A 26,577-nucleotide genomic window follows, 5' to 3' on the forward strand; every position below is an offset into this window, starting at 1 on the left:
TTGATGCTGCCCGCTTTAGAAAGGTGCCGAGATTGGAAACCACCGATATTCCCGAAACATCGCTAACCGCGCATCATCCGCATTGGGCAAAGTTGCGACGCGACCTTCACGCACATCCCGAGTTGCGCTTTGAAGAACACAGGACCGCTGACGTCGTCGCGCGTGAGCTTGAGGAACTCGGTTATACGGTATCGCGCGGACTGGGCGGAACAGGCGTCGTGGCAAGCTTGCCGGGCGCAAATCCGCATTGGGGCATCGTGCTTCGTGCGGACATGGATGCGTTGCCCATCCAGGAAGCCAACGATTTCACGCACGCGTCCTGCACTCACGGAGTCATGCACGCGTGCGGGCACGACGGCCACACGGTGATGCTGCTCGGCGCCGCGCGCCTTCTGAAAGGCATGCCGCAATTGCCTGGCAGCGTTCATTTCGTGTTCCAGCCGGGAGAAGAAGGCGGCGCGGGCGCGCGAAAAATGATCGACGACGGCCTGTTCGAGCAATATCCCACCGAGGCAGTGTTCGGCATGCACAATTGGCCGAGTTTGCCGGGTGGGCATTTCGGCTTGCGGGTGGGCCCGATCATGGCGGCGGGTTCGCGCTTCAGGATCACAGTCACCGGCAAGGGCGCTCATGCGGCGCAACCGCATCTCGGGCTTGATCCTATTCCGCTGGCTTGCTCGATGGTGCTGCAATGCCAGACCATCGCTGCGCGACACAAGGACCCGGTCGATCCCGCTGTGATCTCCGTGTGCATGATCCACGCCGGCGACACCGACAACGTCATTCCGGATAGCGCCGAGTTGCGCGGAACGATACGTACGCTTTCATCGGAACTGCAGCAGAAATTGCAGCGCGACATCCAGCTAATGTGCGAAGGGCTGGCGGCCGCGCACGGAGCTCAGGTCGAAGTCACGTTCTTCCAGTACTATCCAGCGACCATCAACACGCGGGCCGAGACCCAACTATGCGAAGCCGTCATTCGCGAGACTTTCGGCGATGAACGTACGCACGCCGGCGTGCCGGCCAACATGACATCAGAAGACTTCGGCTTCATGCTGGAAGAGCGACCCGGCACGTATGTGCTGATCGGCAACGCCCATGTCGGCAAGACTGCACCGGGTCTGCACAACCCGAAGTACGACTTCAACGACGACATCATTCCAGCAGGTGTTCAGTACTGGATTACGTTGGCGCAGCAATACTTCCAGACTCGTCAGCCTGAAAGGGTTGCCGATAACCGTAGACTCCATGCATCATACTGATGGCACCGGGATTGGCACTCCAGCTCCCGAATACAAACCCGGATAGCTTCCTGACCTCGTCGTGGCTGTGGTCGAAGCGGTCCTTCCACCTGGAATGTTCGTCATGGATCAGCATCAGCAGAATGCGCAATTCCCTCAAACGATGAACCCCGCTGGACTGGCAACACCGGGTGGTCACTACAGCCACGTATCGGTCGCAAATGGCCTGGTTTTTGTGTCCGGCCAACTTCCTATCGACGCGAACGGCGCCAAGCTTACGGAGAGTTCTTTTGAAGCCCAGGCCGAGCAGGTGTTGGCAAATCTGGCTTCCGCGCTTGCCGGTGCGGGCAGCGATATCAAGAAACTGGCGCAGGTTCGTGTCTATATCGTCGATGTCGCGCACTGGGCGAGCTTCAACGAGATCTACGCGCGTTGGGCGGGCGATGCGAGACCCGCTCGCGCCGTAGTGCCGGTGCCTGCGCTCCACTTCGGTCTGAAGATCGAGATCGAAGCGGTCGCGTTGGTATAGCGTAACCAGTCGGGATTTGGAAACGATGTTGCGCGTCGCGCTCAAGACATATAACGGCGCGCGCGCAAGGAGTCGATCTTTTGAGGCTGTTCGCGGCTGATGCACGCTATCGGCATTCGCGTGATCAACCGCCGGTCGCTTTTGCTCAAGCAGCTTTGTGCCCGAGCTTGAACACGCTCACTGCTTGCCGGAGCGACGTCGCCTGATGAGCCATTGCTTGCGCAGCGGCTGATGCCTGTTCAACGAGCGCGGCATTCTGCTGTGTCACCGCGTCCATCTGTCCAACAGCAACGTTCACCTGTTCAATTCCCGTTCCTTGTTCGTCAGACGCCGACGCGATTTCCCCCATGATGTCCGTCACCCGCCTGACCGACTGAACGATATCGGACATGGTCGTGCCCGCTCTCCCAACCTGCTCCGAGCCTTTAGCCACACTTTCAACTGAACTCGTGATGAGGTCCTTGACCTCTTTCGCCGCGCTCGCGCTGCGTTGTGCCAGCGTACGGACTTCACCCGCTACGACTGCAAAGCCGCGGCCTTGTTCTCCAGCACGCGCGGCCTCCACTGCTGCGTTCAGCGCAAGAATGTTGGTCTGGAACGCGATGCCTTCGATCACGGTAATGATGTCGGCCACCTTACCGGAACTGCTCGATATGTCGCGCATGGACTCGACCACCTGGTTCACTACTTCGCCGCCGCGCGTTGCCTCCTCGCGGGCATTCGCAGCGAGGGCGTTTGCCTGTTTCGCGTTCTCGGTGTTCTGACGGACCGTGGAGGTCAACTCCTCCATACTCGCCGCGGTTTCCTGCAGTGACGCTGCCTGCTCTTCCGTGCGCTGCGACAAGTCCAGGTTACCTTGCGCGATCTCGCCCGCCGAGGTCGTAATGGCCTCCGCCGTGGAATGAATGTCGGAAACGATAGCGCGCAGTTGCTGGCGCATTGATTCGAGTGACGCCATCAGGCTGGTCTGGTCGTTCGGCGCAAGCGCAATGGCCGCCTCCAGATCACCTTCCGCAACGCGCTGTGCCGCCCTCGCAGCCTCGGCCGGCTCCCCGCCCAAAGCGCGCATGATGCCGCGGGTGATGAAGACACCAAGAACGATGGACACAAGAACCGTGATCGTGCCGGAGAGCCCGAGCGCCAGCTTGGTCGATGCCGTCATGCTGGCGACTGCGCCCGAACGTTGATCAAGCAACGACTGCTCGGCGTTGCCGAGTTCTGCCGACACCGAGCGATAGCGGTCCATGAACTGCTTGTCGTTCCCCTGCTTGAAGTAATCGATCAACCCGTCGGCAGGCTGCTTGCCGGCGTTGACATCGCGCCGCATGGCAATCAGCTTCTCGTCGATTTCTGCCACTCTCTGGTGCATGTCGCGCAGCGTTTCGAGACGCCCCTGCTGGCTGGCGTTGTCCGCCGTCAGGCTGCGAACGAGGTCGAAAGACCTCGCGAAGTCCCTGTTTCCAGCCGCATACGGCTCGAGGAACCGATCGTCGCCGGAGGCGACAAAGCCGCGCACGCCGGTCTCCATATTCACCATGTTGGTCAGCATGTCGTCGTTCGCCCGAAGTACCTGATAGCTGTGGACGTTCCAGCCATTCGCCTGATTAAGGCTGAGAAAGTTAATCAGCGATATCGCGCCGCCAACCAGTGATATGAGTACAACAAGGCCAAACGCCAAGCCGAGTTTTCTGCTGACAGTCATCGATTTCATGCTTCGTTCCGTTACGTGTGTGGATATGACTTATGTCGGCACGAATCCAGCTCCCTGAAACCCGGCTCTTCCTGCTCTTCCTCAACAACTCGCGCGAACAGCGGGGCTTTGGGCGGAAGCCGCTCAAGGATTTTTCTGTCGGAAAAGCGTCCCTTTGCGCAAACAACAAGCGAGGTGAACTATTTCTTTTTAGACATGGAGTAAACGACAACGATAACGGGCCGATAGAAGGCTCGATTAAATATTCAAAAGTCCTGCATATTTACGGTGTCGCCATCCTGGATGCTATCGGTCTTTCGCCGCTCAATCTGAGCCTTGGGAATCTTGTGTGTCTTCTCGTCAGGCAGTTCCGCGATATCGCTCCAGGCGCTTCGCGACTTCGTCTATTACCTTGACGGGAGCGGCTTCCAGCTGCGAATCGTGGGTCGTCAACACTTTGGCGAAGAGACGGAATGCGTCGCCATCGAAATAGAAACGCCCTTGCGCACCGGAGGAAAAAGAATTATTCGCGATTTTTTCCAGGTCTTTGTACGACGCGTTCTGGATATCTCCGTACCCGAGCTCGCATAGGATTCCTGTCGCAATGACCGCCCTCATCACAACCTGAAGTGCCATCAAAGAGCCCACACCCGCGTGCAGCGCCTCGAGCTGAAGATGATATTCCAGTGACAAGGCGTCGCGTATCGCAGTCGCGTCTGATTGGACGTACTTCGCGGCTATTTCGTCGTGGCCGTCGCCCTGGTTATCATCACGGCCGCCCAGACGATTCTTTTGCGGTACGAGAAATTGCGTCGCGCGATACCTGTCAGGTTCGTAAGGGCGGCACAAGGACGGTTCTTCAATTTCGTCGCTGACTTCAAAAAGCCCCGCGCGCACACAATACTTCGCTCGTTCCCACACGAGACGTGACCCACGCAGGCACAACCTGAATTTACCAACATGACGTTCGATTTCCTCTTGCGGCTGCTCGCCGCCTTTGCCTGCGGGGTTGTCATCGGCCTTGAGCGCCAGATGCGTCAGCGCACGGCCGGTTTGCGGACCATCACGCTCGTCGCCTGTGGCTCCTGCCTGTTCGTTACGCTGGGAGTGCTGACCGGAAACGGAGCAACCGGAGTGACGCAGATTGCCGCCTATGTCGTCTCGGGCGTAGGCTTTCTTGGCGGCGGCGTCATCATGCGCGACAAGGGCTCGATACAGGGTATCAACACGGCCGCTACGCTTTGGTGTTCCGCGGCCGTCGGGGTACTGTGCGGCTCAGGGCATTTTGGGCCAGCGGCAGCCGGGACAGGAGTGGTGCTGCTCACCAACACGGTCCTCCGGGAAGTCAGCCGGGCCATTAATACGGCACCGGTCTCGGCGGCCGACCTCGTACGTCAATACACTTTGACGGTGGTCTGCCGCGAAGCGGACGAAATCCATGTCCGCGCGGTGCTTTCGAACGCAATGTCCTCGGCGCCGCTGTCGTTCCAGAGCCTGACCAGCCGCGACTACGACGATACGCCGCAGCGCATCGAGGTCACTGCAACGCTGAAGTTGCATCCGAAGGACCAATCCAGGCTCGAACTGCTTGCCAGTCGCCTGAGCATGGAGAAAGGAGTATCGAGCGTCAGTTGGTCCGGGCTCGAGGCCGAGCCCACGCCTGAATAAACGCACTCCATCGCGTCCCCGGTGGAGCAATTGATAAACCGGGAGCGACGGCCACGACCTTCCGTCCCGCGTGCCAGCCAGCGCGCGGCCCTCCCCCCCAAACCGTCTGGCACCGAGTTGACGTCGACGGTGCGACGCAGAACGTCCTGATTAGAAACGCCGCTGCCTTGCAAGTGCGTCCGCAGTACCGACCAAGTTCCAGCGTTGAGGTTGGCCCGCATTTGAACCGAGCGAGGACACTTCTCACTACCTGGAGAGCATGTGCCATTGCGCCAAAGCCATCATCTGAATGTTAGCCGTATCGGCCGCAACGTCCATTGCAACTTTAATTACGCTATTCGTTTCCCGTCGGCTAAGGCAATCTCAGCGTCAACGCAAATAGCGGCATCGCTGGCTCAAGCCGATACCGCCCTCCTGCCGCGTACTCTTAGACTTGCGCCATACCGCCGTCGACGGTTAGTTCGATGCCCGAGATATAGCTGCTATCGTCGGATGCGAGGAACAAAGCCGGCTTGGCGATTTCTTCCGGGAGACCAATGCGGCCTAGTGGCACCTGCGAAGTAATGCCCGACTTGAAGCCTTCAATTTCTTGTTCGGTCAGGCCAGTCTTGCCGAAGATTGGTGTATCGATCGGACCCGGGCTGATCGCATTCACACGAATCTTGCGTGCCTTGAGATCCGTCGTCAACGTACGTGCCAACGAACGCACTGCAGCTTTAGTGGCCGAATAAACGCTGAACGCTTCCATACCCTTGGACGATGCAATCGATGCGTTCAAAATGATCGATCCACCGTCCGGCACTAGCGGAAGAAGCTTCTGCACCGTGAAGTAAGTACCCTTCACGTTGACGTTGAAGGTTTCATCGAATTGCGCTTCCGTGACCTGATCGATCGGTGCGAGCGAACCCAAACCTGCGTTCGCGAATATGACATCCACGCGGCCGTATTTCGCTTTCACGTGGTCGTGAAGTTTGTCCAGATCCGACAGCCTGGAGACATCGCCCAGCACGCCTTCCGCGTTGGCACCGATGCTTTCCACCGCTTCATCCAGTTCCTTCTGGCGGCGTCCCGTGATGATGACCTTCGCTCCTTCCTTGGCAAAAAGTTGCGCCGTTGCCAGGCCCATGCCGCTGTTTCCGCCCGTGATTACAGCGATCTTTCCCGATAGTTTCGTCATGTCAGTCCTTGATCGAATGTGTTGACTGGACCAGGCCCGTTCTTAAGCTCTGTTCAGTCGCTGATGATTAGTGGCTCCCGTAACCGTTGACATCGGCTGCAGGGCTTGGACTGACTATAGGCGCGGTGCATCGCGGGACATAGTAGGTGGCGACGAATACACTCGCCGGTTCAAACGAATAATCAAAGTTCTATCGATATGACGCCGGCAACCATGCGCCTAACACGTCGGCGACGGCGCGACGCGCCACGCCCGTCAACTAAATTTGTTACCACTGCGCCGTCCGGCCGCGACCAGATCTGCAGGATTTGAGCTGCCCGCCAGGCAGTGAGCGCGCAGGCGAGCATGTGAGGTCGCTTTATTTAGCCTGCCGTCTTGCCACCGTCGACAGTCAGGATCTGACCGGTAACGAATGCAGCGCCGTCGGCAGCAAGATAGAGCACCGCTGCGGCAATATCGTCAGACTTGCCGATACGCGCGAGTGGCACCGTGGCTGCGAGCGCCGCCTTGTTTTCCGCGGTGCTGGTGAAGCGGTCCAGCATGCCCGTATCGGTCGGCCCGGGTGCGACGGCGTTGACACGAACACCCGTCGAAGCAACTTCAAGTGCGGCCGATTTCGTAATGCCTTCGACGGCGTGCTTGCTGCCTGCATAGACCGATGCGAATGCGGCGCCTTCATGACCGTAAGTCGACGAAATGTTGACAATGCTGCCGGCCTTCTGCGCAGTCATCACGCGCAGTTCGTGCTTGAGGCTCAGCAGCGTTCCCAGCACGTTGGTGTCGAACGTGTCGGCATAGCTGTCGGCGGTCTGCTCCACGACAGGTCCTGGCCGGCCTTCCGTGCCGGCGTTGTTGACGGCTACGTCCAGGCGGCCGTAGCGGGCGACGGTCTGATCCACCAGATTGAGGACTTCTTCGTCGCGGCGCACGTCAGCCAGGACGAAGTGAGCTTCGGCGCCGGCTTCGCGCAGTTCGGCTTCGAGCGCGGCGCCTTCCGTTGCGCGGCGACCCGATACGACGAGCCGTGCACCCGAACGCGCGAACGCGAAAGCAGTTGCGCGGCCGATGCCCGTGAGGGCGCCAGTGATGAGGACGACGGGGTGGGACATTTGAGGCTCCTGTCAGTAAGGTTCACGACACGTTGCTCGTATCGCACTGCTCGGTGAGCATGACGGAGCTAACTTTAGGCGTCTCTTGCGGCTGTGAAAAAGACTTTCCAGGCTGGAGGGCATGCCTGCGAGGCATGCGAGCAGACGCGCGTCGCTTGTCCACAACGTCTGGACGATCTCGCACCTCTATCCACAAGGCGGCGCGCGAGTTTGAGCGCATCAAAGCTTCGATCCGCCGTCGACGCGCAACGTGTCGCCCGTGACCCAGCGCGCGTCGTCGGAGGCGAGGAACACGGCGGCGCCGGCAATATCGTCGGGCTGCGCGACGCGTTTGAGCGCCTGCATGCCGAGCGTGAAATCGCGGCCCGCGTCCGTCTTCGCGAAGTTCGACATGTCCGTTTCGACGACACCCGGCGCAATCGCGTTGACGCGAATGCCACGCTCGCCGAGCGCGGACGCGAAGTGGCGCACGAGTGTATCGACCGCGCCCTTGGTCGCGGCATACGCCGACAGATTGCTCACGGACGCGCGTGCCGCGAGAGACGACAGCAAGACGACACTGCTACCGTCGCCCAGTACGGACAGCAATTGCTGCACGAGGAAAAACGGCGCGCGCACATTGACGGCGAACAGGTTATCGAAATCCTCGACGGTGGTTTCTTCGATCGGCGCGGCCTTCGAGATGCCCGCGTTCGCGACGAGAATGTCGAGTCGTTCGCCTGTCAGTGAGCGCGCGCGCTTCGCCAGTTCATGCGGTCCGTGCGCATCGCGCAGATCGGCGGCGATCTTGTCGGCCTGTCCGCCTGCTGCGCGAATTGCCGCAACGACAGAATCGGCGGCCTGCTCCGCGTTGCTGTAGTGGACCAGCACGCGCGCGCCTGCTTTGGCGAGCGCAATGGCCGTGGCGCGGCCGATGCCGCGGGAGGCGCCCGTCACGAGCGCGGTTTTGCCTGTCAGATTGGTCATGATGAAATTCCGTTCGATGTCGAGCGAGAGTGCGTTACGCCTCGGGCGCGTCCGCTTCCGAGAGGAACCGATCGACGTGCGCGACGAAGCGCTCCGGGTATTGGTACAGCGAGCCGTGATTGGCGTCGGGATAGAGGATCAGTTGCGCGTTCGGGATGTGTTGCTGCAAGTGCCACGAATTGATCGAATAGATGATCACGTCGTTGTCGCCGTTGACAACGAGCGTCGGCTGTTCGAGTGCGCGCAGATAGTCGTACGGGTTCTCGCGCGGCGCGCCCCACTTCGCGAGTGCGGCGAGTTGCGCGGGCGCGACCGTGTCGTTCGCTTCGGGATCGCGATTGTCGCTGCGCAGACGGAATCGCTCGATAAAGCTACGGCCCGCCGCCTGGCTCGCGTCCGAAGGCGAAAAGTGCACGCGCAGCCACAGGTCGTCGGGATGCGCGTATGACGCTCCAAAAATTTCTTGCGCTTCAGGCGTGAGCGTCGCCATGCCTTCGCCGCTGCGCGGACCCGTGCCGACGAGAATCACGCGGCGCACGAGTCGCGGCTTCGTGATAGCGAGTTCCTGCGCAATCAGGCCGCCCATCGAAAATCCGAGTACGTCGACCTGTTTCAATCCGAGTGCTTCGATGAACGCGCCAGCATTGGCGGCCATCTCTTCAATCGACTCGGGGACCGTGCCGGAACTGCTCGAAATGCCCGCGTTGTTGAACAGGATCACTTCGCGGTTTTGCGCGAGACCGTCCGTGACGGCGGGATCCCAATGATCCATCGTGCCCGTGAAGTGGATGTTCATTACGAGCGGCACGCCGCCGGGATTGCCGAAGCGGCGATACGCGAAGCGGATGCCATTGGCTTCGACGAACCGGGTCGGCGCGGTCTGGTGAGTGTGGCGGGTCATGGCAGTTGTCCTCTTAAAACCGGTTGATGGTCATGCGACGCGACATAGCTGAAACGTATGCACCGGGTCGGGCTTGCTGCGTCAACTCGGCCCGTATTCGCTTCGCGTGATGCCGTCCTGACAGGTAATGTAGGTGCGTCGGACAAAGAGGAAAAAGACTTTATAAGTTGTGCACCATGCCTGATAGGCATGGCCGGGAAGCATGGCTTACGATGCCGCCCGACCGCCGTTCACACGCAGCACTTCGCCGTCATGAAGCTGGCCGACGCCATGTACACGATGGCTTCGGCGATTTCATCGGGTGTGCCGGCGCGCTTGCGCGGTGGAAAAAGACTTTGTAGGCTTGCTCGCATACCTCGAAAGCATGGTCACCCGGGCGCGGCAGAACGGGAACAGGAGAAAACATGGAGCTACGCCATCTGCGCTATTTCGTTGCAGTCGCGGAAACCGGCAGCCTCACCGTCGCCGCCGAGCAGCGGCTGTTCACCTCGCAGCCATCGCTGAGCCGTCAGATCCGCGATCTCGAAGACGAAGTGCGGGCCGAACTGTTCAGCCGCAGCGCGCGCGGGGTTGAGCTGACCGCGTCGGGGAAGGCGTTTCTCGACCATGCAAGACTGGCGCTTGCGCAGGTCGATGCCGCCATCGAAGCTGCGCGCCGCGCTTCGAGCCCCACCAAACAGGTGTTCGCACTCGGCTTTCTGACGGGGCAGGAAATGACGTGGCTGCCGCGCGCGATGCAGGTGTTGCGCGACGAATTGCCGAACATCGACGTCACGGTGTCGAGTGGCTACTCGCCCGATCTCGCGGACGCCGTGGCGCGAGGCAAGCTCGATCTGGCCTTCGTGCGCACTGAGCCGGGGCTGGATCTCGATTATCGCGTCGTCTATCGCGAGAAACTCGTCGTGCTGATGCCGAGCGATCATCGTCTGACGGTTAAGAGTGCGATCCATCCGTCTGACCTGAGAGGCGAGACGTTTGTGATGGCGTCGAACAAGGCACGCGTGCTGCACGATGTGGTCGCCCGATATCTGGATGACAATGGGCTCGATCCGAAGCCCGAGCACGGCGTCGACAACCTTGCGATGGCGATGTCGCTCGTTGCATCGACACGAGGCTTGTCGCTGATGCCCGAATATGCGAACAATCTGCTGCCGTGGTCGGTCGTGAGCCGTCCGCTCGAAGGCGAAGCGCCAACCGTCGATCTCGCGATCGGCTACAGTCGTTCGAATGCATCGCCTGTGCTGAAGCTGTTTCTGTCGAGAGCGGACGAACTGATTGCCACCAACTGAGTGAGGGAGAATCGCGATGGACCGTCTCGCGGCGATCGAAATTTTTATCCGCGTTGTCGATACCGGTTCGTTTTCGGCGGCGGCTCGACACTTCGATATCGGCCAGCCGGCCGTATCGAAAACCGTTGCGCAGCTCGAAGAATGGCTTGGTGTGAAGCTGCTGCTGCGCTCGACGCGTGCGCTCACGCCGACGGAAGCTGGCCAGAACTTTTATCTGCGCGCGCGCCGTGCCGTCGAAGAAGCCGACGAGGCCGTGCTCGCTGCGCGAGGCACCGCGGCGGGACTGACTGGCAAGATGCGCGTGTCGGCCGCTGTATGCTTTGCGCGGCTGCACATCGTGCCGCGCTTGCCGGCTTTCCTTGACCAGCATCCGGACCTCGATCTCGAACTCGTGCTCGACGACCGCAATATCGATCTCGTCGAAGAGGGCATCGACCTTGCGCTGCGTATGGGCGAGCTGGCGGATTCGAACATGACGGCGCGCCGCATCGGCATCGCGCGGCGGCGCGTACTCGCGACACCTGCCTATTTCGAACGGCACGGCATGCCCGAAGCGCCTGCTGATTTGCCCGCGCATCGCGCCGTCGTCTACACGCGCGATCTGGGCGGCGGCGAAGAATGGACCTTTCGCAGCGAGGCGGGGGAGTCGTCGGTGCGGCTGCAAGGCCGCGTGAGAATCTCCGCGACAGAAGGCTTGCGCGCGGCCGTCTTCGCGGACATGGGGCTTGCCGTTGCATCGGAATGGGCTTTCTGGCCGGAACTCAAATCGGGCGCGGTCGTTCCGGTCATGGACGACTGGATGCTGCCGCCCATTTCCTTGTCCGCCGTGTATCCGACAGGACGCCTCGCCAGCAGCAAGGCCCGCCAGTTCACGGCTTTCGTCGAAGGGTGCCTCGAGCCCGAGTTCGCGCCGGAGTCGATGTCGGGGCACGGCAGGCCGAAAGCCGCATGATGCGCGGATCGATATTCACGAACGCACCCGGGGGCCGTGAGACGGCTCAGGCGTTTTCGGCTTCGTCTACGGTTGTACGCGTTTCCAGCGCTTGCGACTCTTCATACGTGAGGAAATCGGAATACGCTTTTTCCGAGCCGCCCCAGAATGCCGCGCGCACATAGGGTGTGAGCGGAAGATCGTGCTTCAAGCGATACGGCAGATCCGGGTTCGACGAAAAGTGGCGGCCGAATGCAACGAGATCGGCATCGCCCGATTCGACGATCGCGATGGCGCTCTCGCGATCGAATCCGCCCGCAGCGATAATCGGCCCGGAGAAGTGCTCGCGCAGATACTTCGTCGCGACGGGCGCGTGATCGTGGTGCAGCGTGTCGTCGCCCTTGACGCGCGGTTCGATTACATGCAGATACGCGATCTTGTACGAATCGAGCACGCTCGCGACGTAGCTGAACGTGGCTTTGGGATCGCTGTCGGAGATGCCGCCCCATTCTCCCGAAGGCGAGATGCGCACGCCGACGCGCTCCGCGCCCCAGACGGAGATCAGCGCTTCGAGCGTCTCGCGCAGAAAGCGCACGCGATTCTGGATCGGGCCGCCATAGGAGTCGCTGCGCTGGTTGGTGCCGTCCTGGATGAACTGATCGACGAGATAGCCGTTTGCCGCGTGCAGTTCGACGCCGTCGAATCCGGCGTCCTTCGCACGCTGCGCGGCGGCGCGGAAGTCTTCGACGATGCCGGGAATTTCATCGATACGGAGCGCGCGATGCGGCGAGGCGGGCACGAAGCCATCCTTCGTGACAGCGACACCATCGAACGGCACGACGGAAGGCGCAACGGGATCGACGCCGCCCGTCATTTCGACGTGGCTCTGCCGGCCTCCGTGGATCAGTTGGAGGAATACGCGGCCGCCTTTCGCGTGCACGGCCTTTGTGATGGCTTGCCAGCCTTCCATCTGACCGTCGTGGTAGATGCTTGCGGCGCCGAGATAGGAACGCGCCTGCACGGACACGCTTGCCGCTTCCACGATTTCCAGACCGCCGTCCGATGCCCGCTGGCCGTAGAAATCAGCCATCATCGCGCTCGGGACATCGCCGGGCTGGGTGGTGCGCAGACGGGTCATCGGCGCGAGCGTCACGCGATGTGAAAGTGTATAAGCACCGACTTGTACAGGGTTGAACAGCTTTGCCATGATCTTTCCCTAAGTGAGCCAGAGCGCCGGGGGATCCGGCGCTCTCTCGCGATTGCGTTGAGTTGCAATGTAGCCATTCGCAACCGCTGCGGGAACTGGCGGAAAGGAATATGGCTCATTCCAGATCGGGATGGATGCGAGGACGCGCTCGTGCTTTCCGCCGTTCAACAAATCGCGATGTGTCAGTCAACGATAGCGTGTTGCTTAAATGTGATCCGCCATCTGCGTGCCTGGAACGGCTTCGGCAAGCGCAAGCGCTACACTGCGCAGCTGCATCATGCGATGCGCTCATTGCCTCTTGATGTACAGCCGGCGGTATGCGACTGTCCACGCCATCAGGCCGCCATACGTGACGTACCGGATGCATAAGGAAAGCCAGTGTGGATCGCGGCCATCCAGCATGCTGGCGATCCCGAGGCGCATGGCGTTTTCTCCGACGAGACCGATGCCCCAAACCGCCGTCATGAGCCGGATCGATCTCGCGAGCGCCGGGCGGCTTGCCCACATGGCGTCGAAGTCGAGTTCGCGCCTCTCGTGCTCGCGGGAGAGCGTCGAGCGTGCGAGATAGAACACGAGCGGCCGACGCAGCGCAAGCGAGCAAAGAAACAGTACGCCGATGACGCCACTCACGAGCGGCTCGCGAGCCGCTCGCAGCCATGCGGCGGGTTGCGAGATGAGTAACAGCAACGAGAGCGCGATGCCGGCCAGCACTATGGCACTCAACGCGTCGACATGGCGAGATCGCAGGAAATCGACACCCATCCACGCGATCAACGGCAGCGCCGACGCGAGCAGCGCAACGGCCAGGCCTGCATGCGGCAGCATCGCGCGGTAAACCGCCGTCGGTAGAACGACGTTGATGACGAATGCCACGACGTAGCGATGGGAGGGAATCATGGTGATCGTCTTGAGTCGACACGCAAGCGGAACGGGTGCGACGCTCGCAGGAAGTCCGTCCAGTGATTTGGAGACTGTGAGGCCAGAGTCGGAATGCTAATGCGACTGTGTCAGCGATCTGGGTGTTGCCATCACGATGCTCATCAAGGAAAGGTTGACTTCTTTTCGGCGAAATTCACGGCCGACCGGGCTTATCCTGGCCGACGCCGGGAGGGGACGTGGACGCTTTCCGTCTGAGATTGTGCACTCTGTAAAGTGCTGCGCGCGCGTCCTTTCACTTTCTGCGCCACATAGGCTTCCGGACCGCGCCATTGCAACTGAAAAAAGAACGAAGTCCAAGGGTGAGTTGTCACTAACTCCCTTTCCGTGTTGAAGCGGCCGGCCATGCATGAGTCAGTAAGTACTCGAGTGCACTAGAACATTGGATGGGCCGCCGGATAGACAGCCGTTCTCAGGGCAAGTCCACCGAGCACAACAAAGATCCGAAACGCAATTTTTGCGTTCTCGCACTCTTTCTCGTGCACTCGTAAGAGCAAAAAAAAGGCGTCACGTTACCGTGACGCCTTGAAAAGTTCTAGCCATTCCGAGGGCCGTGCTAGAACCTGAGAGAAGGTATTTCGAAAAATTGGCTGGGTGACCAAACGCGCTTGAGCGGTGTCGAACACAGACGGCGCCAAGCGACGAGTATCAAAGTAGGCAGACCACTACAGTCTCCGAGCCGCCAAAACTGAAAGGCAAAAACGCGACCCCTGACACCCGCTTTCGAAATGAGGTTCCATTTTTTCCGGTAATGCTGACTTAGTCAAGCAAAATCTCGGAACCTTCGGCGCGGCGTCGGAAATTATTTCGCTACAATGATCAGATGAAGAAAATACGTGGCGTAGCAACCTTGTGCGATGGGCGTTTCAACCCGTACGCCTCACCGTTAAGCGCCCCACTGAGCCATTAATCTGAAATAACGTTTCACAATTCACATGAACCCACGCACGCGACTCAATACTTTCGCCGACCCCGTCAAGGAAAAAGACGGCTCCGGCGACGAAGTCACCGCGCTGGCCCGTGGTCTGACAGTGCTCCGCGCAATTGCGGCCGCAGACGCGCCGCTCAGCAACCGCGAGTTGACCGAACTCACCGGCATCCCGAAGCCGACCGTCTCGCGTATCACCGCGACGCTCGTGGGCACCGGCTTTCTATTCCGGTTGCCGGACAGCGAGCGCTTCGTGCTGACTTCGTCGGTGCTGGAACTGAGCAATGGCTTTCTGCGCAATTTCGACATTCGCGCGCGCGCCCGCCCCTTTCTGATCGAACTTGCGGAACGCACCCGGCTCTCGGTGCATCTCGCCGTGCGCGACCGGCTCGACATGGTGGTGATCGACGTGATCCGGCCACGTTCGGCCGTGCTCGTGTCGCGCCTCGAAGTCGGCGCGCGGATGAGCCTGAGCCGCACTGCCATCGGCCGCGCCTACCTGGCGGCGCTCGACGAGCCGGAGCGCATGAAACTGCTGACTGGTTTGCAGGCCGCCGAGGGCGACGACTGGGGCCACGTCGGCGGCCGGCTCGAAACGGCGCTGCAGGAAACCATGGAGCGCGGCTTCGCGATCGCGACCGGCGAATGGCACGACGGACTGAATGCGATCGCGCTCGGCTTCACCGGGCCGTCTGGCGAGCGGTACGCGGTCAACTGCGGCGGCTCCGCCGACCAGTGCCCGCGCGACTGGCTCATCAACCGTGCCGGGCCCCACCTGCTCGATTGTGTCGCGCGAATCGTGCTGGAGATCGGGGGAACGCCGGGACGCCGTCTCGACAACTGAACAACAGGTGTGCCGCAAACGCACTGCCCGCCCCGCGCAGCGGCGAGCCATTCCACATCGTGTAACCGGCGTAATCAAACGAAAAATACGCGGGTGGACTGTTACAGAGCGCGGGACGTAGGATCATGCATTCCTGTCGCGGAGCCGCCCGCGCGGTCGGGCTTCGGGCCGTCCGGCACGGTGCGCCGAATCCCTGAGCGCACGCGTGTCCCGCAGCACTGTGCATGCATCGTAGGCCACGTCTCAGGTAGCATCGCGCTGAACATTTGCGGACCGACCGCTGTCGAAACCGCCTGTCGTGCGATCCGCACGCATCAGGCGCCACGCGCCGATGCGGCACAATCGCGCGAACGCCTCACTTCCAAGCCAGTCACTGACCGAACCGATGGACGAACAACAACAGCATTCGGAAACTTCACGCCCCACCGCTCCGGTTTCCCCGACGCCCGCCAGTGGCGGGCCTCACCGTCCGTTGCATAGCCGCGATAAGCGGGACACGCCGCCCGCCGCCGTCAAATCGCATCGCGGCCGCAATATCGCACTCATCGTCGCCGCGCTCGCGATTCTCGGCTTCGTGCTGTGGCGCTGGCATCCGTGGGGCTCGCCGGACGGCGCCGCCGCACCGGGCGCGAGCGGCACACATAGCGGGCGCTCCGGCCGCGGCGGCCCGGGCGGCATGGCAAACATGCCGCAACCGGTCCATGTGGCCACGGCGACGCAAGGCGAGATGCCGGTTGTGTTGACTGCGCTCGGCACCGTCACCCCACTCGCCAGCGTGACGGTATTGCCGCAACTGAGCGGCACGCTGCAAGAGGTTTATTTCAAGGAAGGCCAGATGGTCAGGAAGGGCGACCTGCTCGCGCAGATCGACCCGCGTCCCTACCAGATCTCGCTCAGCAACGCCGAAGGCACGCTCGCGCGCGACGAGGCGCTGCTGCAAACCGCGCGTCTTGACCTCAAGCGCTATCAGACGCTGCTTTCGCAAGACTCGATTGCGAGCCAGCAGGTCGATACGCAGGCATCGCTCGTGCGCCAATATGAAGGCACCGTGAAGTCCGACAAGGCCAACGTCGACACCTTCAGGCTCGACCTGGTTTATGCACGAATCACCGCGCCGGTGTCGGGGCGCGTCGGCTTGCGGCAGGTAGATCCCGGCAACTACGTGACGCCGAGCCTGACCAACGGCATCGTCGTGATTACGCAATTGCAGCCAATCAGCGTCATCTTCACCACCTCTGAAGACAACCTGCAGCAGATTCTCGAGCAGGCGCAATCCGGCACGAAGCTCTCGGTCACCGCGTACGACCGCAGCAACACCACGTCGCTCGAAGGCGGCACGCTCGAAACGCTCGACAACCAGATCGACACCACGACCGGCACCGTCAAGCTGCGCGCGATCTTCCAGAACAACAAGAACCTGTTGTTCCCGAATCAGTTCGTGAACACACGCTTGCTCGTCAATACGATCAAGGACGCAGTGATCGTACCGACATCGGCTGTGCTGAACGGCTCCATGGGCCAGTTCGTGTACGTCGTGAAGCCTGACAACACCGTCACGGTCCGCCCAGTGAAGGTCGGCCCCGTCGACGGCGAGCGCACCAGCATCAAGTCGGGTCTGCAAGTGGGCGAGCGCGTCGTGATCGACGGTTCGGACCGCCTGAAGGAAGGCGCGAAGATCACGATTCCGGCGGACAAGCCGCGCGGCGCGCGCGGGGCCAGCGGGGCCAGCGGTGCCAGCGGTGCAGCCGCAGCTGTGGCCTCGGGTGCCTCCGGCGCCTCGGCTGCACGCCCGCGTCACGGCAAGCACGCAGCGCAAGCTTCGCAATAAGGGCACGGCACTTACCGCATGAATCCATCCCGCGCCTTTATTCTGCGCCCCGTCGGCACCGCGCTGCTGATGGCGGCGATCATGCTGGTCGGCCTCGTCGCGCTGCGCTTCTTGCCGCTCTCAGCGCTGCCGCAGGTCGACTATCCGACCATCCAGGTGCAAACGTTCTATCCGGGCGCGAGCCCGGACGTAATGACGTCGTCGGTCACCGCGCCGCTCGAACGCCAGTTCGGGCAGATGCCCTCGCTGAATCAGATGTCGTCGCAAAGCTCGGCCGGCTCGTCGATCATCACGCTGCAGTTCAGCCTCGACCTGCCGCTCGATATCGCCGAGCAGGAAGTGCAGGCCGCGATCAACGCGGCGGGCAACCTTCTGCCATCGGACCTGCCCGCTCCGCCGATCTACGCCAAGGTCAATCCCGCCGATGCGCCGATCATCACGCTCGCCATAACATCGAAAACATTGCCGCTCACGCAGGTTCAGGATCTCGCCGACACGCGTCTTGCGCAGAAAATTTCGCAGGTCGCTGGCGTGGGCCTCGTGAGTCTGTCGGGCGGCCAGCGGCCGGCCGTACGAATCCAGGCGAACCCGCGCGCGCTCGCCGCTTATGGGTTGAATCTGGACGACTTGCGCACCACGATTTCGAACCTGAACGTCAACACGCCGAAGGGCAACTTCGACGGCCCGACGCGCAACTACACGATCAACGCGAACGACCAGTTGACCGACGCCGACGCGTACAAGAGCGCGGTGGTCGCGTACAAGAACGGCCGTCCCGTGATGCTGACCGACGTCGCCACCATCGTGCAGGGCGCGGAAAATACGAAGCTCGGCGCATGGGTCGACGGCACGCCCGCGATCATTCTGAACGTGCAGCGCCAGCCGGGCGCGAACGTGATTCAGGTCGTGGACAGCATCAAGAAACTGCTGCCCCAGTTGCAGCAATCGCTGCCGGCCGCACTTGAGGTGCAGGTCGTCACCGACCGCACCACCACGATCCGCGCTTCCGTGCGCGACGTGCAGTTCGAACTGGCCATGTCGGTCGTGCTCGTCGTGCTCGTCATGTACCTGTTTCTCGCCAACGTGTACGCGACCATCATTCCGAGCCTCTCGGTGCCGCTCTCGCTGATCGGCACGCTCGCGGTGATGTATCTGTGCGGCTTCTCGCTGGATAACTTATCGCTAATGGCCTTGACGATCGCGACCGGCTTCGTGGTCGACGACGCGATCGTCATGATCGAGAACATCGCGCGCTATGTCGAAGAAGGCGAAGCGCCGCTCGAAGCCGCGTTGAAAGGTTCGAAGCAGATCGGCTTCACGATCATTTCGCTGACCGTCTCGCTGATCGCCGTGCTGATTCCGCTGCTCTTCATGGGCGACGTCGTAGGCCGCCTGTTCCATGAATTCGCGATCACGCTCGCGGTGACCATCGTCATTTCGGCAATCGTGTCGCTCACGCTGGTGCCCATGATGTGCGCAAAACTGTTGCGCCACACGCCACCGCACGAGAGCCACCGCTTCGAGGCGCGCGCACACCGCACGATCGACTGGGTGATTGCCCGTTATGCGGTCGCGCTCACGTGGGTCCTGAGCCGGCAGCGCGCCACGCTGGTCGTTGCGGTGCTGACGCTCGTGCTGACCGCGCTGCTCTACGTGTTCATTCCCAAGGGCTTCTTCCCGGTGCAGGATACGGGCGTGATCCAGGCGATCACACAGGCGCCGCAGTCGGTGTCGTATGCGTCGATGGCTGAGCGCCAGCAGGAACTCGCCGCGCAGATTCTGAAAAACCCGGACGTGGAAAGCCTGACCTCTTTCATCGGCGTGGACGGCAGCAATATCACGTTGAACAGCGGCCGTATGCTCATCAACCTGAAGCCGCGCGACGACCGTAGCAGCACCGCGAGCGAAGTGATCCGGCAACTGCAACGGGACGTCGCGCATATCGCGGGCGCGTCGCTGTACATGCAACCGGTGCAGGATCTGACGATCGATTCGACCGTGAGCCCTACGCAGTACCAGTTCATGTTGACCGACCCGAACATGAGCGAATTCACGACCTGGGTGCCGAAGCTCGTCGAGCGGTTGAAGCAGTCGCCGGAACTCGCGGACGTCGCAACCGACCTGCAGGACAACGGTCAGTCGGTCTACATCGAAATCGACCGTGCCACCGCGTCGCGTTATGGCATCACGCCCGCCACCGTGGATAACGCGCTGTACGACGCATTCGGCCAGCGCATCGTCTCGACCATTTTCACGCAGTCGAACCAGTACCGCGTGATCCTGGAAGCGCAGCCGTCGATGCAGCACTACACCGAGTCGCTCAACTCGATCTATCTGCCCTCTTCCACCTCGTCGGGCGGACAAGTGCCGCTCTCCTCGATCGCGAGATTCATCGAAAAACCGGCTCCGTTGCTCGTCACGCACCTGAGCCAGTTTCCCGCCACGACGGTGTCGTTCAACCTGGCGCCAGGATCGTCGCTTGGCGCGGCCGTCAAGGCAATTGGGCAGGCGGAAAAGGACATCGGCTTGCCGGCCTCGTTCCAGACGCGCTATCAGGGCGCGGCGCTCGCGTTCCAGGCGTCGCTATCGAACGAACTGTTCCTGATCCTGGCGGCCATCGTCACGATGTATATCGTGCTCGGCGTGCTGTATGAGAGCTTCATCCACCCGATCACAATTCTTTCGACGCTGCCTTCGGCCGGCGTGGGCGCATTGCTCGCGCTGCTGATCACGGGCCACGACCTGGACATCATCGGCATTATCGGCATCGTGCTGCTGATCGGCATCGTGAAGAAAAACGCGATCATGATGATCGACTTCGCGCTTTATGCGGAACGCGAAGAAGGCAAGGCGCCGCGCGAAGCCATTTACCAGGCGTGCCTGCTGCGCTTCCGGCCGATCCTGATGACCACGCTCGCCGCGCTGCTCGGCGCTCTGCCGCTGATGCTCGGCACCGGCGCCGGTTCGGAATTGCGTCGCCCGCTCGGTATTGCGATTGCGGGCGGTCTGATCGTCAGCCAGTTGCTGACGCTCTTTACCACGCCGGTGATTTACCTCGCGTTCGATTCGCTGGCCCGCCGCACGCGCGAGCGCTTCAACCGGGGCGGTCCATCGGCGGGCGCAACACCGCCCGCCACGGACGCGGGGAACTGATGCGATGAACCTGTCGCGTCCGTTTATCTCGCGCCCCGTTGCCACCACACTGCTGGCAATCGGCATTGCGCTGTCCGGCATCTTCGCGTTCACGAAGCTGCCGGTTGCGCCGCTCCCGCAGGTCGATTTCCCGACCATTTCGGTCCAGGCATCGTTGCCGGGTGCAAGCCCGGACACGGTGGCGACCAGCGTGGCGAGTCCGCTCGAACGGCATCTCGGTTCGATCGCCGACGTCACGGAAATGACGTCGACGAGTTCGGTCGGCTCGACGCGCATCACCATGCAGTTCGGTCTGAACCGCAACATCGACGGCGCAGCGCGCGACGTGCAAGCGGCAATCAACGCCGCGCGCGCCGATCTGCCGGCGAGCCTGCGCAGCAATCCGACTTATCACAAGGTCAATCCGGCTGACGCGCCGATCATGATTCTCGCGCTCACATCGAAAACGCTCACCGCCGGCCAGCTCTACGACTCGGCGGCCACGGTGCTGCAGCAGTCGCTGTCGCAAGTGGACGGTGTGGGCGAAGTGGACGTGAGCGGCTCGGCGAATCCGGCTGTTCGCGTCGAACTGGAGCCGCAGGCGCTCTTTCACTACGGCATCGGTCTCGAAGACGTGCGCGCGGCGCTCGCCGCGGCCAACGCGAACAGTCCCAAGGGTTCAATCGAGTTCGGCCCGAACCGAGTGCAGATCTATACGAACGACCAGGCGAGCAAGGCGTCGCAGTATCGCGACCTCGTGATCGCCTATCGCAACGGCTCGGCGGTCAAGCTGTCGGACGTGGCGGAAGTCGTCGATTCCGTCGAAGATCTGCGCAACCTCGGGCTCTTCAACGGCAAGCGTTCGGTACTCGTGATCCTGTACCGCCAGCCGGGCGCGAACATCATTGAAACCGTTGACCGCGTCACGGCTATGCTGCCGCAACTGCATGCGTCGCTGCCGGCCGACGTCGACATCTCGCCCACATCCGACCGCTCGGTCACGATCCGCGCATCGCTGAAAGACACCGAGTACACGCTGATGATCGCGGTCGCGCTCGTCGTGATGGTCGTCTTCCTGTTCCTGCGCAACTGGCGCGCCACGCTCATTCCGAGCGTGGCTGTGCCGATCTCGATCATCGGCACGTTCGGCGCGATGTACCTGCTCGGCTTCTCGATCGACAACCTCTCGTTGATGGCGCTGACTATCGCGACGGGCTTCGTCGTGGACGACGCCATCGTGGTGCTGGAAAACATCTCACGCCATATCGAGAACGGCGTGCCGCGCATGAAGGCTGCATTCATCGGCGCTCGGGAAGTCGGCTTCACGGTCATGTCGATCAGCATCTCGCTCGTCGCCGTGTTCCTGCCGATTTTGCTGATGGGCGGCATCGTGGGCCGGCTGTTTCGCGAGTTCGCGTTGACGCTGTCGCTCGCAATCGGCGTGTCGCTGATCGTCTCGCTCACGCTCACGCCAATGATGTGCTCGCGCCTGCTGCGCGAGCCCCGCGAACAGAAAGAGGAAGGCCGTTTCGGACGCTGGCTCGAACGCGGTTTTGCGTCCATGCAACGCGGCTACGAACGCACGCTGGGCTGGGCGCTGCTGCATCCGCGCCTGATCCTCACCATTCTGCTCGCGACCATCGGCCTGAATATCTGGCTGTATATCATCGTGCCGAAGGGCTTCTTCCCGCAGCAGGATACCGGGCGGCTCATCGGCGGCATTCAGGCGGACCAGAGCACGTCTTTCCAGGCCATGAAAGGCAAGTTCGCCGAGATGATGGAGATCGTCAGCAAGAACCCGGCCGTGGATAGCGTGGTCGGTTTCACGGGCGGGCGGCAGACCAACTCGGGCTTCATGTTCGTGTCGCTCAAATCGAAAGGCGAGCGCAAGCTTTCCGCCGATCAGGTGATCCAGCAACTGCGCGCGCCGCTTGGCGACGTGGCCGGCGCACGCACGTTCCTGCAATCGGTGCAGGACATCCGCGTGGGCGGCCGGCAATCGAATGCGCAGTATCAGTTCACGCTGCTCGCCGATTCGACACCCGACCTGTACCTGTGGGGACCGAAGCTCACCGAGGCGCTGCAGGCGCGCCACGAACTGACCGACGTGAATTCCGACCAGCAGCAAGGCGGACTCGAAGCGATGGTGACCATCGACCGCGCGAGCGCGTCGCGACTCGGCATCAAGCCCGCGCAGATCGACAACACGCTGTATGACGCCTTCGGTCAGCGCCAGGTATCGACGATCTACAACCCGTTGAACCAGTATCACGTGGTGATGGAAGTCGCGCCGAAATACTGGCAGAGCCCCGACATGCTGAAGCAGATTTACGTCAGCACGTCGGGCGGCAGCGCGAGCGGCGCGCAGACCACCAACGCGCCTGCGGGCACGGTGACGAAGGCGACCACCACGTCGTCCACGAGCGCGTCGGCGGGGGGCACCGCGGGCACCACGGCGTCGAGCGCCGCGACGATTGCCGCCGATTCCGCGCGCAACCAGGCGATCAATTCGATCGCCGCGAGTGGCAAGTCGAGCGCTTCGTCGGGCGCGGCCGTGTCGACTTCGAAGGAAACCATGGTGCCGCTGTCGGCAATTGCGAGCTTCAGTCCGGGCAATACGCCGCTGTCGGTGAACCACCAGAGTCAGTTCGTGGCCTCGACGATCTCGTTCAATCTGCCGCCCGGCGTATCGCTGTCCACGGCAACCCAGGCGATCTACGAGACCATGGCGCAGATCGGCATGCCGGCGACGATCCACGGCAGCTTCCAGGGAACGGCGCAGGCCTTCCAGCAATCCATGTCGGACCAGCCGATTCTGATTCTGGCCGCTCTCGCTGCGGTGTACATCGTGCTCGGCATCCTGTACGAGAGCTACATTCACCCGCTCACCATTCTGTCGACGCTGCCCTCGGCGGGCGTGGGCGCGCTGCTGGCGCTGCTGCTCTTCAAGACCGAGTTCAGCATCATCGCGTTGATCGGCGTGATTCTGCTGATCGGCATCGTCAAGAAGAACGCGATCATGATGGTGGACTTCGCTATCGAAGCGTCGCGGCAAGGCCGCTCGTCGCGCGATGCGATTCACGAGGCGTGCCTGCTGCGTTTCCGTCCGATCATGATGACCACGTTCGCGGCCATGCTCGGCGCAGTGCCGCTCGCGTTCGGCCGCGGCGAAGGCGCCGAGTTGCGCGCGCCGCTCGGCATTGCGATTGTCGGCGGGCTGATTGTCAGCCAGATGCTGACCTTGTACACGACACCGGTGGTCTATCTTTACATGGACCGGATTCGCGTTCGCTGGGAGTCGAGGAAAGCGCGTAGAAGCGGAATTGCTCCGTCTGCGTGATGCATGGCGTTGTGGGGTTGTGGCGTTGTGTGGGCACAGCGTCGTGCATGCGCGGGGGCACAGCGGTTGAAGCGGCAGTGCCGCCGCTTCATTGCCGCTCCACCGCCGCTTCATCGCCTCTCCACCGCCCAAAACGGCCTCAAAGTTTCTGGTCAATAGCGAGCAAAAAAATGCGCCGCCATTGCTTTGCTTGCCCTTCGCTTTGCATCGGCAAGTGCCACACGCCATGCGCGGCATCCTTCACTTTCAGCGCAACCTGCCATTGCGCGCCGTCGCGCTTCATGTCGGCCCCGAGCAGATCGGCAAAGATATACGCGCCCTGCTCCGAGCCGAGATAAATCTCACACAGACGTTTGCCCGACGCGAGCCGCACCGAGCCCCACGTGTCGTCGAGCCGGTGCGTCCAGTCGCCGTCGCGAATATTCGGTGCAACTTCCTTGCGGCGGCGCAACCAGTACGCGACGGCGGCAATCAGCAGCACGGCGGTCAGCACCGCCGCACCGACGGCGACCGTCGTGCCGAAGGCCGACTGCAAACCATAGAATGCGCGCACCGCGCCATAGACCAGCGCAATCAGCGCCAGTAGCGCAACAATAATCGGCATGGCGAGTTCCCGACGATGGGCCTTACGGCTGCTTGTGCGTCGCGGCCCAGTCCTTCACGGCCTTAAGCGTATTTTCGACGTGCTTTTCCGGCGACAAGCTCGTGTATTCGTAGATGATCTTGCCGTCAGGCGCGATCACGTATGAGACGCGATTGGCCATCGAACTATGCATCGGCAAGCCCGCGTCGTATGCGCCAATCACTTTCGACTCCGCGTCCGCGGCAACCGGGAATTTGCTGCGGCACTCGCTCACCGAGAATTTCGTCAACGTGTCGATGTTGTCGTGCGACACGCCGATCACCGTCGCGCCATATTTCTTGTACTCGTCGACGGCCTCGGCGAATTCATGAGCCTCGATCGTGCAGCCCTTCGTGAAAGCGGCCGGGTAGAAGTACAGCACCACCGGTCCCTTCTTCAGCTCGTCGGCAAGCGAATAGGTGTACGTCTTGCCGCCCAGCGACGCCTGCGTGGTGAACTGCGGTGCCGCATCGCCCGGCTTGAGTGTCGCGTTCGCCGCCAACGAATACGCGGCGAAGGCCACCGACACGGCAGCGGCCAGCGCCGCCGGTATGAATTTTCTTGTCATCTGCTGATCCTTTGAGCGTTGATGCACACGATTCCGGCGACGAGTCTACGGCCTCGCCGTCCGGCGTGACCACGGTCGGCCCGGCACGATCCGGGCGCCTTCCAGGCGGCAGCCCGGAACAGACCTAAGCGGCAAAGCCGGACATGTCCGACCGGCCCTGCGCTCTATTGGACCACGTACACGCAGAATACGTGCGCCGCCCCTCGCAGGATGCAAACAACGGCGCGGATCAGGCGGCCGCTTCTTCCACGTGCGCGCCAAACCACGCGGCCGCGGAGAGGTTGAGCTCGGCGAGTACCTCGGGCGTGAGCGCGGCGAATTCCGGCGGCGCATCGGGTCCGAGCGCGATCGACGCCGCGTCGCCGCCTTTGCCCGCCAGCTCCGCGATGCGCAACAGCGTGCCGAGCGCTCCGTGATGCGTGACGATTGCCTCGCGGATCTGCGGCGCAAGACCGAGCTTTTCCAGCACCGCCTTCGGCGTGCTGCCGAGCAGCACATGTACGAGCGAAAAAATCCCGGTCATGAACGCGGCATCGGCGAATTCGTCGTCGGCGGGACGCATCCAGCCTGCCGCCAGTTCCATGAAGCGCGAACGGGTACCGGCCAGTTGCACGAGCGGATCGGCGCGCCACGGCAGATCGCCGCTGTCGGCATAAAGCAGCAGTTGCGCCCAGCGCGCGATCTGGCGCGTCCCCGTCGCGATGATCGCCTCGCGCAACGACGCGATATTGCGCCCAAGACCGAACGCGCTCGAGTTGACGAGCCGCAGCAACTGGACGACCACGCTCGGGTTCAGCTTCAGTTCGGCTTCGAGCTCGACGATACCCGCATCGCGCGACAATAGCGCGAGCAGTCGCAAGAGGCTCGGACGCGGAGACCGGTTGCGCGGCGCGGCCAGCACCTGGGGCCGCGCAAAGAAGTAGCCCTGAAACAGATCGAAGCCGAGATCGCGGGCGAGCGCGAAGTCTTCGCGTGTCTCGACTTTTTCGGCTAACAGCGTTTTGCCGTAGCCGCGCATGGCGGCGGCGAGTTCAGGCAGATCCGCTCGCTTCGTCTGCAAAAAATCGATCTTGACGATGTCCGCATGCGGCAACATGGCAAGCAGTTCGCCGGACAGTTCGCTGACGTCGTCGAGCGCGACCTGGAAACCGCTGCGCCTCAGTTCGTTCAGCCGGCGCGCGAGTTGCGCGTCGAACTTCACCGTTTCGAGGATCTCGAGCACGAAGCGTTCGGGCGGCATGACGTGAACAATGTCGTCGAAGAGCATCGCCCGATCAATATTCACGAAGCCGCGATGCCGCCCGAGTACCGCAGGCACACCGATCCCGCCGAGGGCGCGCGCCACGACCTGCGCCGTCGCCTGAGCGTCGTCGGTAATTTCCGCATAGTTGTGGGCGCCGGCCCGGAACAGCAGTTCATAGGCGTTGAGCGCGCCCTGTCGATCGAGGATCGGCTGGCGGCCAAGATAGACGAACTGAGGCGTGGACGCCCGCTCGGCATCCTCGCTGGACGAGTCACGCGCCTCGATGCGCCGGGCAGTGGCACGGACCAAATGAAGTTCAGACATGGATCATCGGTGCAGCTTGTCGGAGTGTGGCGCGGCAGCGGCGCACCGCCACCGCACAAGGGGTTTGCCGTATTAACGGACGCCGGGTCGCCGCACTTTAACCC

Annotated in this window: 21 protein-coding genes; 10 read left to right on the forward strand and 11 right to left on the reverse strand. The window is 62.0% G+C overall.

Features of this window, described 5'->3' with window-relative positions:
• Nucleotides 1–32 precede the first annotated feature (32 nt).
• Nucleotides 33–1,262, forward strand: coding sequence for a M20 aminoacylase family protein (locus SB753_RS30875; protein ID WP_410803639.1), 1,230 nt, complete (start codon nucleotides 33–35; stop codon nucleotides 1,260–1,262).
• 103 nt (nucleotides 1,263–1,365) lie between these two features.
• Entirely contained in the window at nucleotides 1,366–1,770 is a 405-nt protein-coding gene (locus SB753_RS30880) for a RidA family protein (RefSeq protein ID WP_087750311.1), read from the forward strand.
• 145 nt (nucleotides 1,771–1,915) lie between these two features.
• Here the strand turns inward: SB753_RS30880 and SB753_RS30885 are convergent, their stop codons facing one another.
• A complete protein-coding gene (locus SB753_RS30885; RefSeq protein WP_410803641.1) occupies nucleotides 1,916–3,481 on the reverse strand; it encodes a methyl-accepting chemotaxis protein in 1,566 nt (521 codons plus the stop codon).
• 32 nt (nucleotides 3,482–3,513) lie between these two features.
• Here SB753_RS30885 and SB753_RS30890 point away from each other — a divergent pair, with 32 nt between their 5' ends.
• Nucleotides 3,514–3,876 carry a hypothetical protein gene (locus tag SB753_RS30890; RefSeq protein WP_410803643.1) on the forward strand — a complete coding sequence of 121 codons (363 nt, stop codon included), beginning with the start codon at nucleotides 3,514–3,516 and terminating at the stop codon, nucleotides 3,874–3,876.
• Here SB753_RS30890 and SB753_RS30895 read toward each other — a convergent pair.
• On the reverse strand, nucleotides 3,821–4,357 hold the full coding sequence (locus SB753_RS30895; RefSeq protein ID WP_410803645.1) for a hypothetical protein: 537 nt from the start codon (nucleotides 4,355–4,357) through the stop codon (nucleotides 3,821–3,823). The genes SB753_RS30890 and SB753_RS30895 overlap by 56 nt on opposite strands.
• A gap of 63 nt (nucleotides 4,358–4,420) precedes the next feature.
• Here SB753_RS30895 and SB753_RS30900 point away from each other — a divergent pair, with 63 nt between their 5' ends.
• The gene (locus SB753_RS30900) at nucleotides 4,421–5,128 is read left to right on the forward strand and encodes an MgtC/SapB family protein (protein WP_408165415.1); all 708 of its coding nucleotides are present in this window, start codon (nucleotides 4,421–4,423) and stop codon (nucleotides 5,126–5,128) included.
• 427 nt (nucleotides 5,129–5,555) lie between these two features.
• On the opposite strand, the gene SB753_RS30905 is transcribed toward SB753_RS30900, so the two are convergent.
• From SB753_RS30905 to SB753_RS30920, 4 genes are all read right to left on the reverse strand, one after another.
• Complete coding sequence (locus SB753_RS30905; RefSeq protein ID WP_408416951.1) at nucleotides 5,556–6,305, reverse strand: glucose 1-dehydrogenase; 750 nt, start codon at nucleotides 6,303–6,305, stop codon at nucleotides 5,556–5,558.
• A 362-nt stretch (nucleotides 6,306–6,667) separates the two neighbouring features.
• Nucleotides 6,668–7,414 (reverse strand): SDR family NAD(P)-dependent oxidoreductase, encoded by a 747-nt coding sequence (locus tag SB753_RS30910; RefSeq protein WP_410803647.1) that lies wholly within the window; start codon nucleotides 7,412–7,414, stop codon nucleotides 6,668–6,670.
• A gap of 219 nt (nucleotides 7,415–7,633) precedes the next feature.
• Entirely contained in the window at nucleotides 7,634–8,380 is a 747-nt protein-coding gene (locus SB753_RS30915; RefSeq protein WP_410803649.1) for an SDR family NAD(P)-dependent oxidoreductase, read from the reverse strand.
• Between the two features lie 34 nt (nucleotides 8,381–8,414).
• Nucleotides 8,415–9,281, reverse strand: a complete 867-nt coding sequence (locus SB753_RS30920; RefSeq protein ID WP_410803651.1) for an alpha/beta fold hydrolase — start codon at nucleotides 9,279–9,281, stop codon at nucleotides 8,415–8,417.
• Nucleotides 9,282–9,685: 404 nt separating this feature from the next.
• Here SB753_RS30920 and SB753_RS30925 point away from each other — a divergent pair, with 404 nt between their 5' ends.
• Both SB753_RS30925 and SB753_RS30930 read left to right on the forward strand, forming a co-directional pair.
• Complete coding sequence (locus SB753_RS30925) at nucleotides 9,686–10,570, forward strand: LysR substrate-binding domain-containing protein (RefSeq protein WP_410803652.1); 885 nt, start codon at nucleotides 9,686–9,688, stop codon at nucleotides 10,568–10,570.
• A 16-nt stretch (nucleotides 10,571–10,586) separates the two neighbouring features.
• Nucleotides 10,587–11,522, forward strand: coding sequence for a LysR family transcriptional regulator (locus SB753_RS30930; protein ID WP_410803653.1), 936 nt, complete (start codon nucleotides 10,587–10,589; stop codon nucleotides 11,520–11,522).
• Nucleotides 11,523–11,568: 46 nt separating this feature from the next.
• Here SB753_RS30930 and SB753_RS30935 read toward each other — a convergent pair whose 3' ends face one another.
• Both SB753_RS30935 and SB753_RS30940 read right to left on the reverse strand, forming a co-directional pair.
• Nucleotides 11,569–12,708 carry an alkene reductase gene (locus SB753_RS30935; protein WP_410803654.1) on the reverse strand — a complete coding sequence of 380 codons (1,140 nt, stop codon included), beginning with the start codon at nucleotides 12,706–12,708 and terminating at the stop codon, nucleotides 11,569–11,571.
• A 288-nt stretch (nucleotides 12,709–12,996) separates the two neighbouring features.
• The gene (locus SB753_RS30940) at nucleotides 12,997–13,605 is read right to left on the reverse strand and encodes a VC0807 family protein (RefSeq protein WP_410803655.1); all 609 of its coding nucleotides are present in this window, start codon (nucleotides 13,603–13,605) and stop codon (nucleotides 12,997–12,999) included.
• A gap of 974 nt (nucleotides 13,606–14,579) precedes the next feature.
• Between SB753_RS30940 and SB753_RS30945 the strand changes: the two genes are divergently transcribed.
• From SB753_RS30945 to SB753_RS30960, 4 genes are all read left to right on the forward strand, one after another.
• A complete protein-coding gene (locus SB753_RS30945; RefSeq protein ID WP_214878966.1) occupies nucleotides 14,580–15,416 on the forward strand; it encodes an IclR family transcriptional regulator in 837 nt (278 codons plus the stop codon).
• 385 nt (nucleotides 15,417–15,801) lie between these two features.
• Nucleotides 15,802–17,244: an MdtA/MuxA family multidrug efflux RND transporter periplasmic adaptor subunit gene (locus SB753_RS30950; protein WP_410803656.1), complete on the forward strand. Its 1,443-nt coding sequence runs from the start codon at nucleotides 15,802–15,804 to the stop codon at nucleotides 17,242–17,244.
• Nucleotides 17,245–17,262: 18 nt separating this feature from the next.
• Entirely contained in the window at nucleotides 17,263–20,397 is a 3,135-nt protein-coding gene (locus tag SB753_RS30955) for an MdtB/MuxB family multidrug efflux RND transporter permease subunit (RefSeq protein WP_020071469.1), read from the forward strand.
• A 4-nt stretch (nucleotides 20,398–20,401) separates the two neighbouring features.
• The gene (locus SB753_RS30960; RefSeq protein WP_020071468.1) at nucleotides 20,402–23,716 is read left to right on the forward strand and encodes an efflux RND transporter permease subunit; all 3,315 of its coding nucleotides are present in this window, start codon (nucleotides 20,402–20,404) and stop codon (nucleotides 23,714–23,716) included.
• 139 nt (nucleotides 23,717–23,855) lie between these two features.
• Here SB753_RS30960 and SB753_RS30965 read toward each other — a convergent pair whose 3' ends face one another.
• The 3 genes from SB753_RS30965 to SB753_RS30975 form a co-directional block, all read right to left on the reverse strand.
• Nucleotides 23,856–24,320, reverse strand: a complete 465-nt coding sequence (locus SB753_RS30965) for a hypothetical protein (RefSeq protein ID WP_392393430.1) — start codon at nucleotides 24,318–24,320, stop codon at nucleotides 23,856–23,858.
• Between the two features lie 22 nt (nucleotides 24,321–24,342).
• Nucleotides 24,343–24,906 (reverse strand): peroxiredoxin, encoded by a 564-nt coding sequence (locus SB753_RS30970; protein ID WP_087750335.1) that lies wholly within the window; start codon nucleotides 24,904–24,906, stop codon nucleotides 24,343–24,345.
• A gap of 229 nt (nucleotides 24,907–25,135) precedes the next feature.
• Nucleotides 25,136–26,473, reverse strand: a complete 1,338-nt coding sequence (locus SB753_RS30975) for an EAL and HDOD domain-containing protein (protein WP_088175134.1) — start codon at nucleotides 26,471–26,473, stop codon at nucleotides 25,136–25,138.
• Nucleotides 26,474–26,577 lie beyond the last annotated feature (104 nt).

This window comes from Paraburkholderia sp. SIMBA_053, assembly GCF_046534895.1.
Classification (GTDB): Bacteria; Pseudomonadota; Gammaproteobacteria; order Burkholderiales; family Burkholderiaceae; genus Paraburkholderia; species Paraburkholderia caledonica.

Bases quoted from the DNA above. Each gene is read 5' to 3' on its own strand.
- SB753_RS30975 (WP_088175134.1), bottom strand. From the start codon at position 26,473: ATGTCTGAACTTCATTTGGTCCGTGCCACTGCCCGGCGCATCGAGGCG.
- SB753_RS30965 (WP_392393430.1), bottom strand. From the start codon at position 24,320: ATGCCGATTATTGTTGCGCTACTGGCGCTGATTGCGCTGGTCTATGGC.
- SB753_RS30940 (WP_410803655.1), bottom strand. From the start codon at position 13,605: ATGATTCCCTCCCATCGCTACGTCGTGGCATTCGTCATCAACGTCGTT.
- SB753_RS30945 (WP_214878966.1), top strand. From the start codon at position 14,580: ATGAACCCACGCACGCGACTCAATACTTTCGCCGACCCCGTCAAGGAA.
- SB753_RS30935 (WP_410803654.1), bottom strand. From the start codon at position 12,708: ATGGCAAAGCTGTTCAACCCTGTACAAGTCGGTGCTTATACACTTTCA.
- SB753_RS30910 (WP_410803647.1), bottom strand. From the start codon at position 7,414: ATGTCCCACCCCGTCGTCCTCATCACTGGCGCCCTCACGGGCATCGGC.
- SB753_RS30915 (WP_410803649.1), bottom strand. From the start codon at position 8,380: ATGACCAATCTGACAGGCAAAACCGCGCTCGTGACGGGCGCCTCCCGC.
- SB753_RS30905 (WP_408416951.1), bottom strand. From the start codon at position 6,305: ATGACGAAACTATCGGGAAAGATCGCTGTAATCACGGGCGGAAACAGC.
- SB753_RS30925 (WP_410803652.1), top strand. From the start codon at position 9,686: ATGGAGCTACGCCATCTGCGCTATTTCGTTGCAGTCGCGGAAACCGGC.
- SB753_RS30930 (WP_410803653.1), top strand. From the start codon at position 10,587: ATGGACCGTCTCGCGGCGATCGAAATTTTTATCCGCGTTGTCGATACC.
- SB753_RS30960 (WP_020071468.1), top strand. From the start codon at position 20,402: ATGAACCTGTCGCGTCCGTTTATCTCGCGCCCCGTTGCCACCACACTG.
- SB753_RS30920 (WP_410803651.1), bottom strand. From the start codon at position 9,281: ATGACCCGCCACACTCACCAGACCGCGCCGACCCGGTTCGTCGAAGCC.
- SB753_RS30970 (WP_087750335.1), bottom strand. From the start codon at position 24,906: ATGACAAGAAAATTCATACCGGCGGCGCTGGCCGCTGCCGTGTCGGTG.
- SB753_RS30885 (WP_410803641.1), bottom strand. From the start codon at position 3,481: ATGAAATCGATGACTGTCAGCAGAAAACTCGGCTTGGCGTTTGGCCTT.
- SB753_RS30900 (WP_408165415.1), top strand. From the start codon at position 4,421: ATGACGTTCGATTTCCTCTTGCGGCTGCTCGCCGCCTTTGCCTGCGGG.
- SB753_RS30880 (WP_087750311.1), top strand. From the start codon at position 1,366: ATGGATCAGCATCAGCAGAATGCGCAATTCCCTCAAACGATGAACCCC.
- SB753_RS30955 (WP_020071469.1), top strand. From the start codon at position 17,263: ATGAATCCATCCCGCGCCTTTATTCTGCGCCCCGTCGGCACCGCGCTG.
- SB753_RS30890 (WP_410803643.1), top strand. From the start codon at position 3,514: ATGTCGGCACGAATCCAGCTCCCTGAAACCCGGCTCTTCCTGCTCTTC.
- SB753_RS30950 (WP_410803656.1), top strand. From the start codon at position 15,802: ATGGACGAACAACAACAGCATTCGGAAACTTCACGCCCCACCGCTCCG.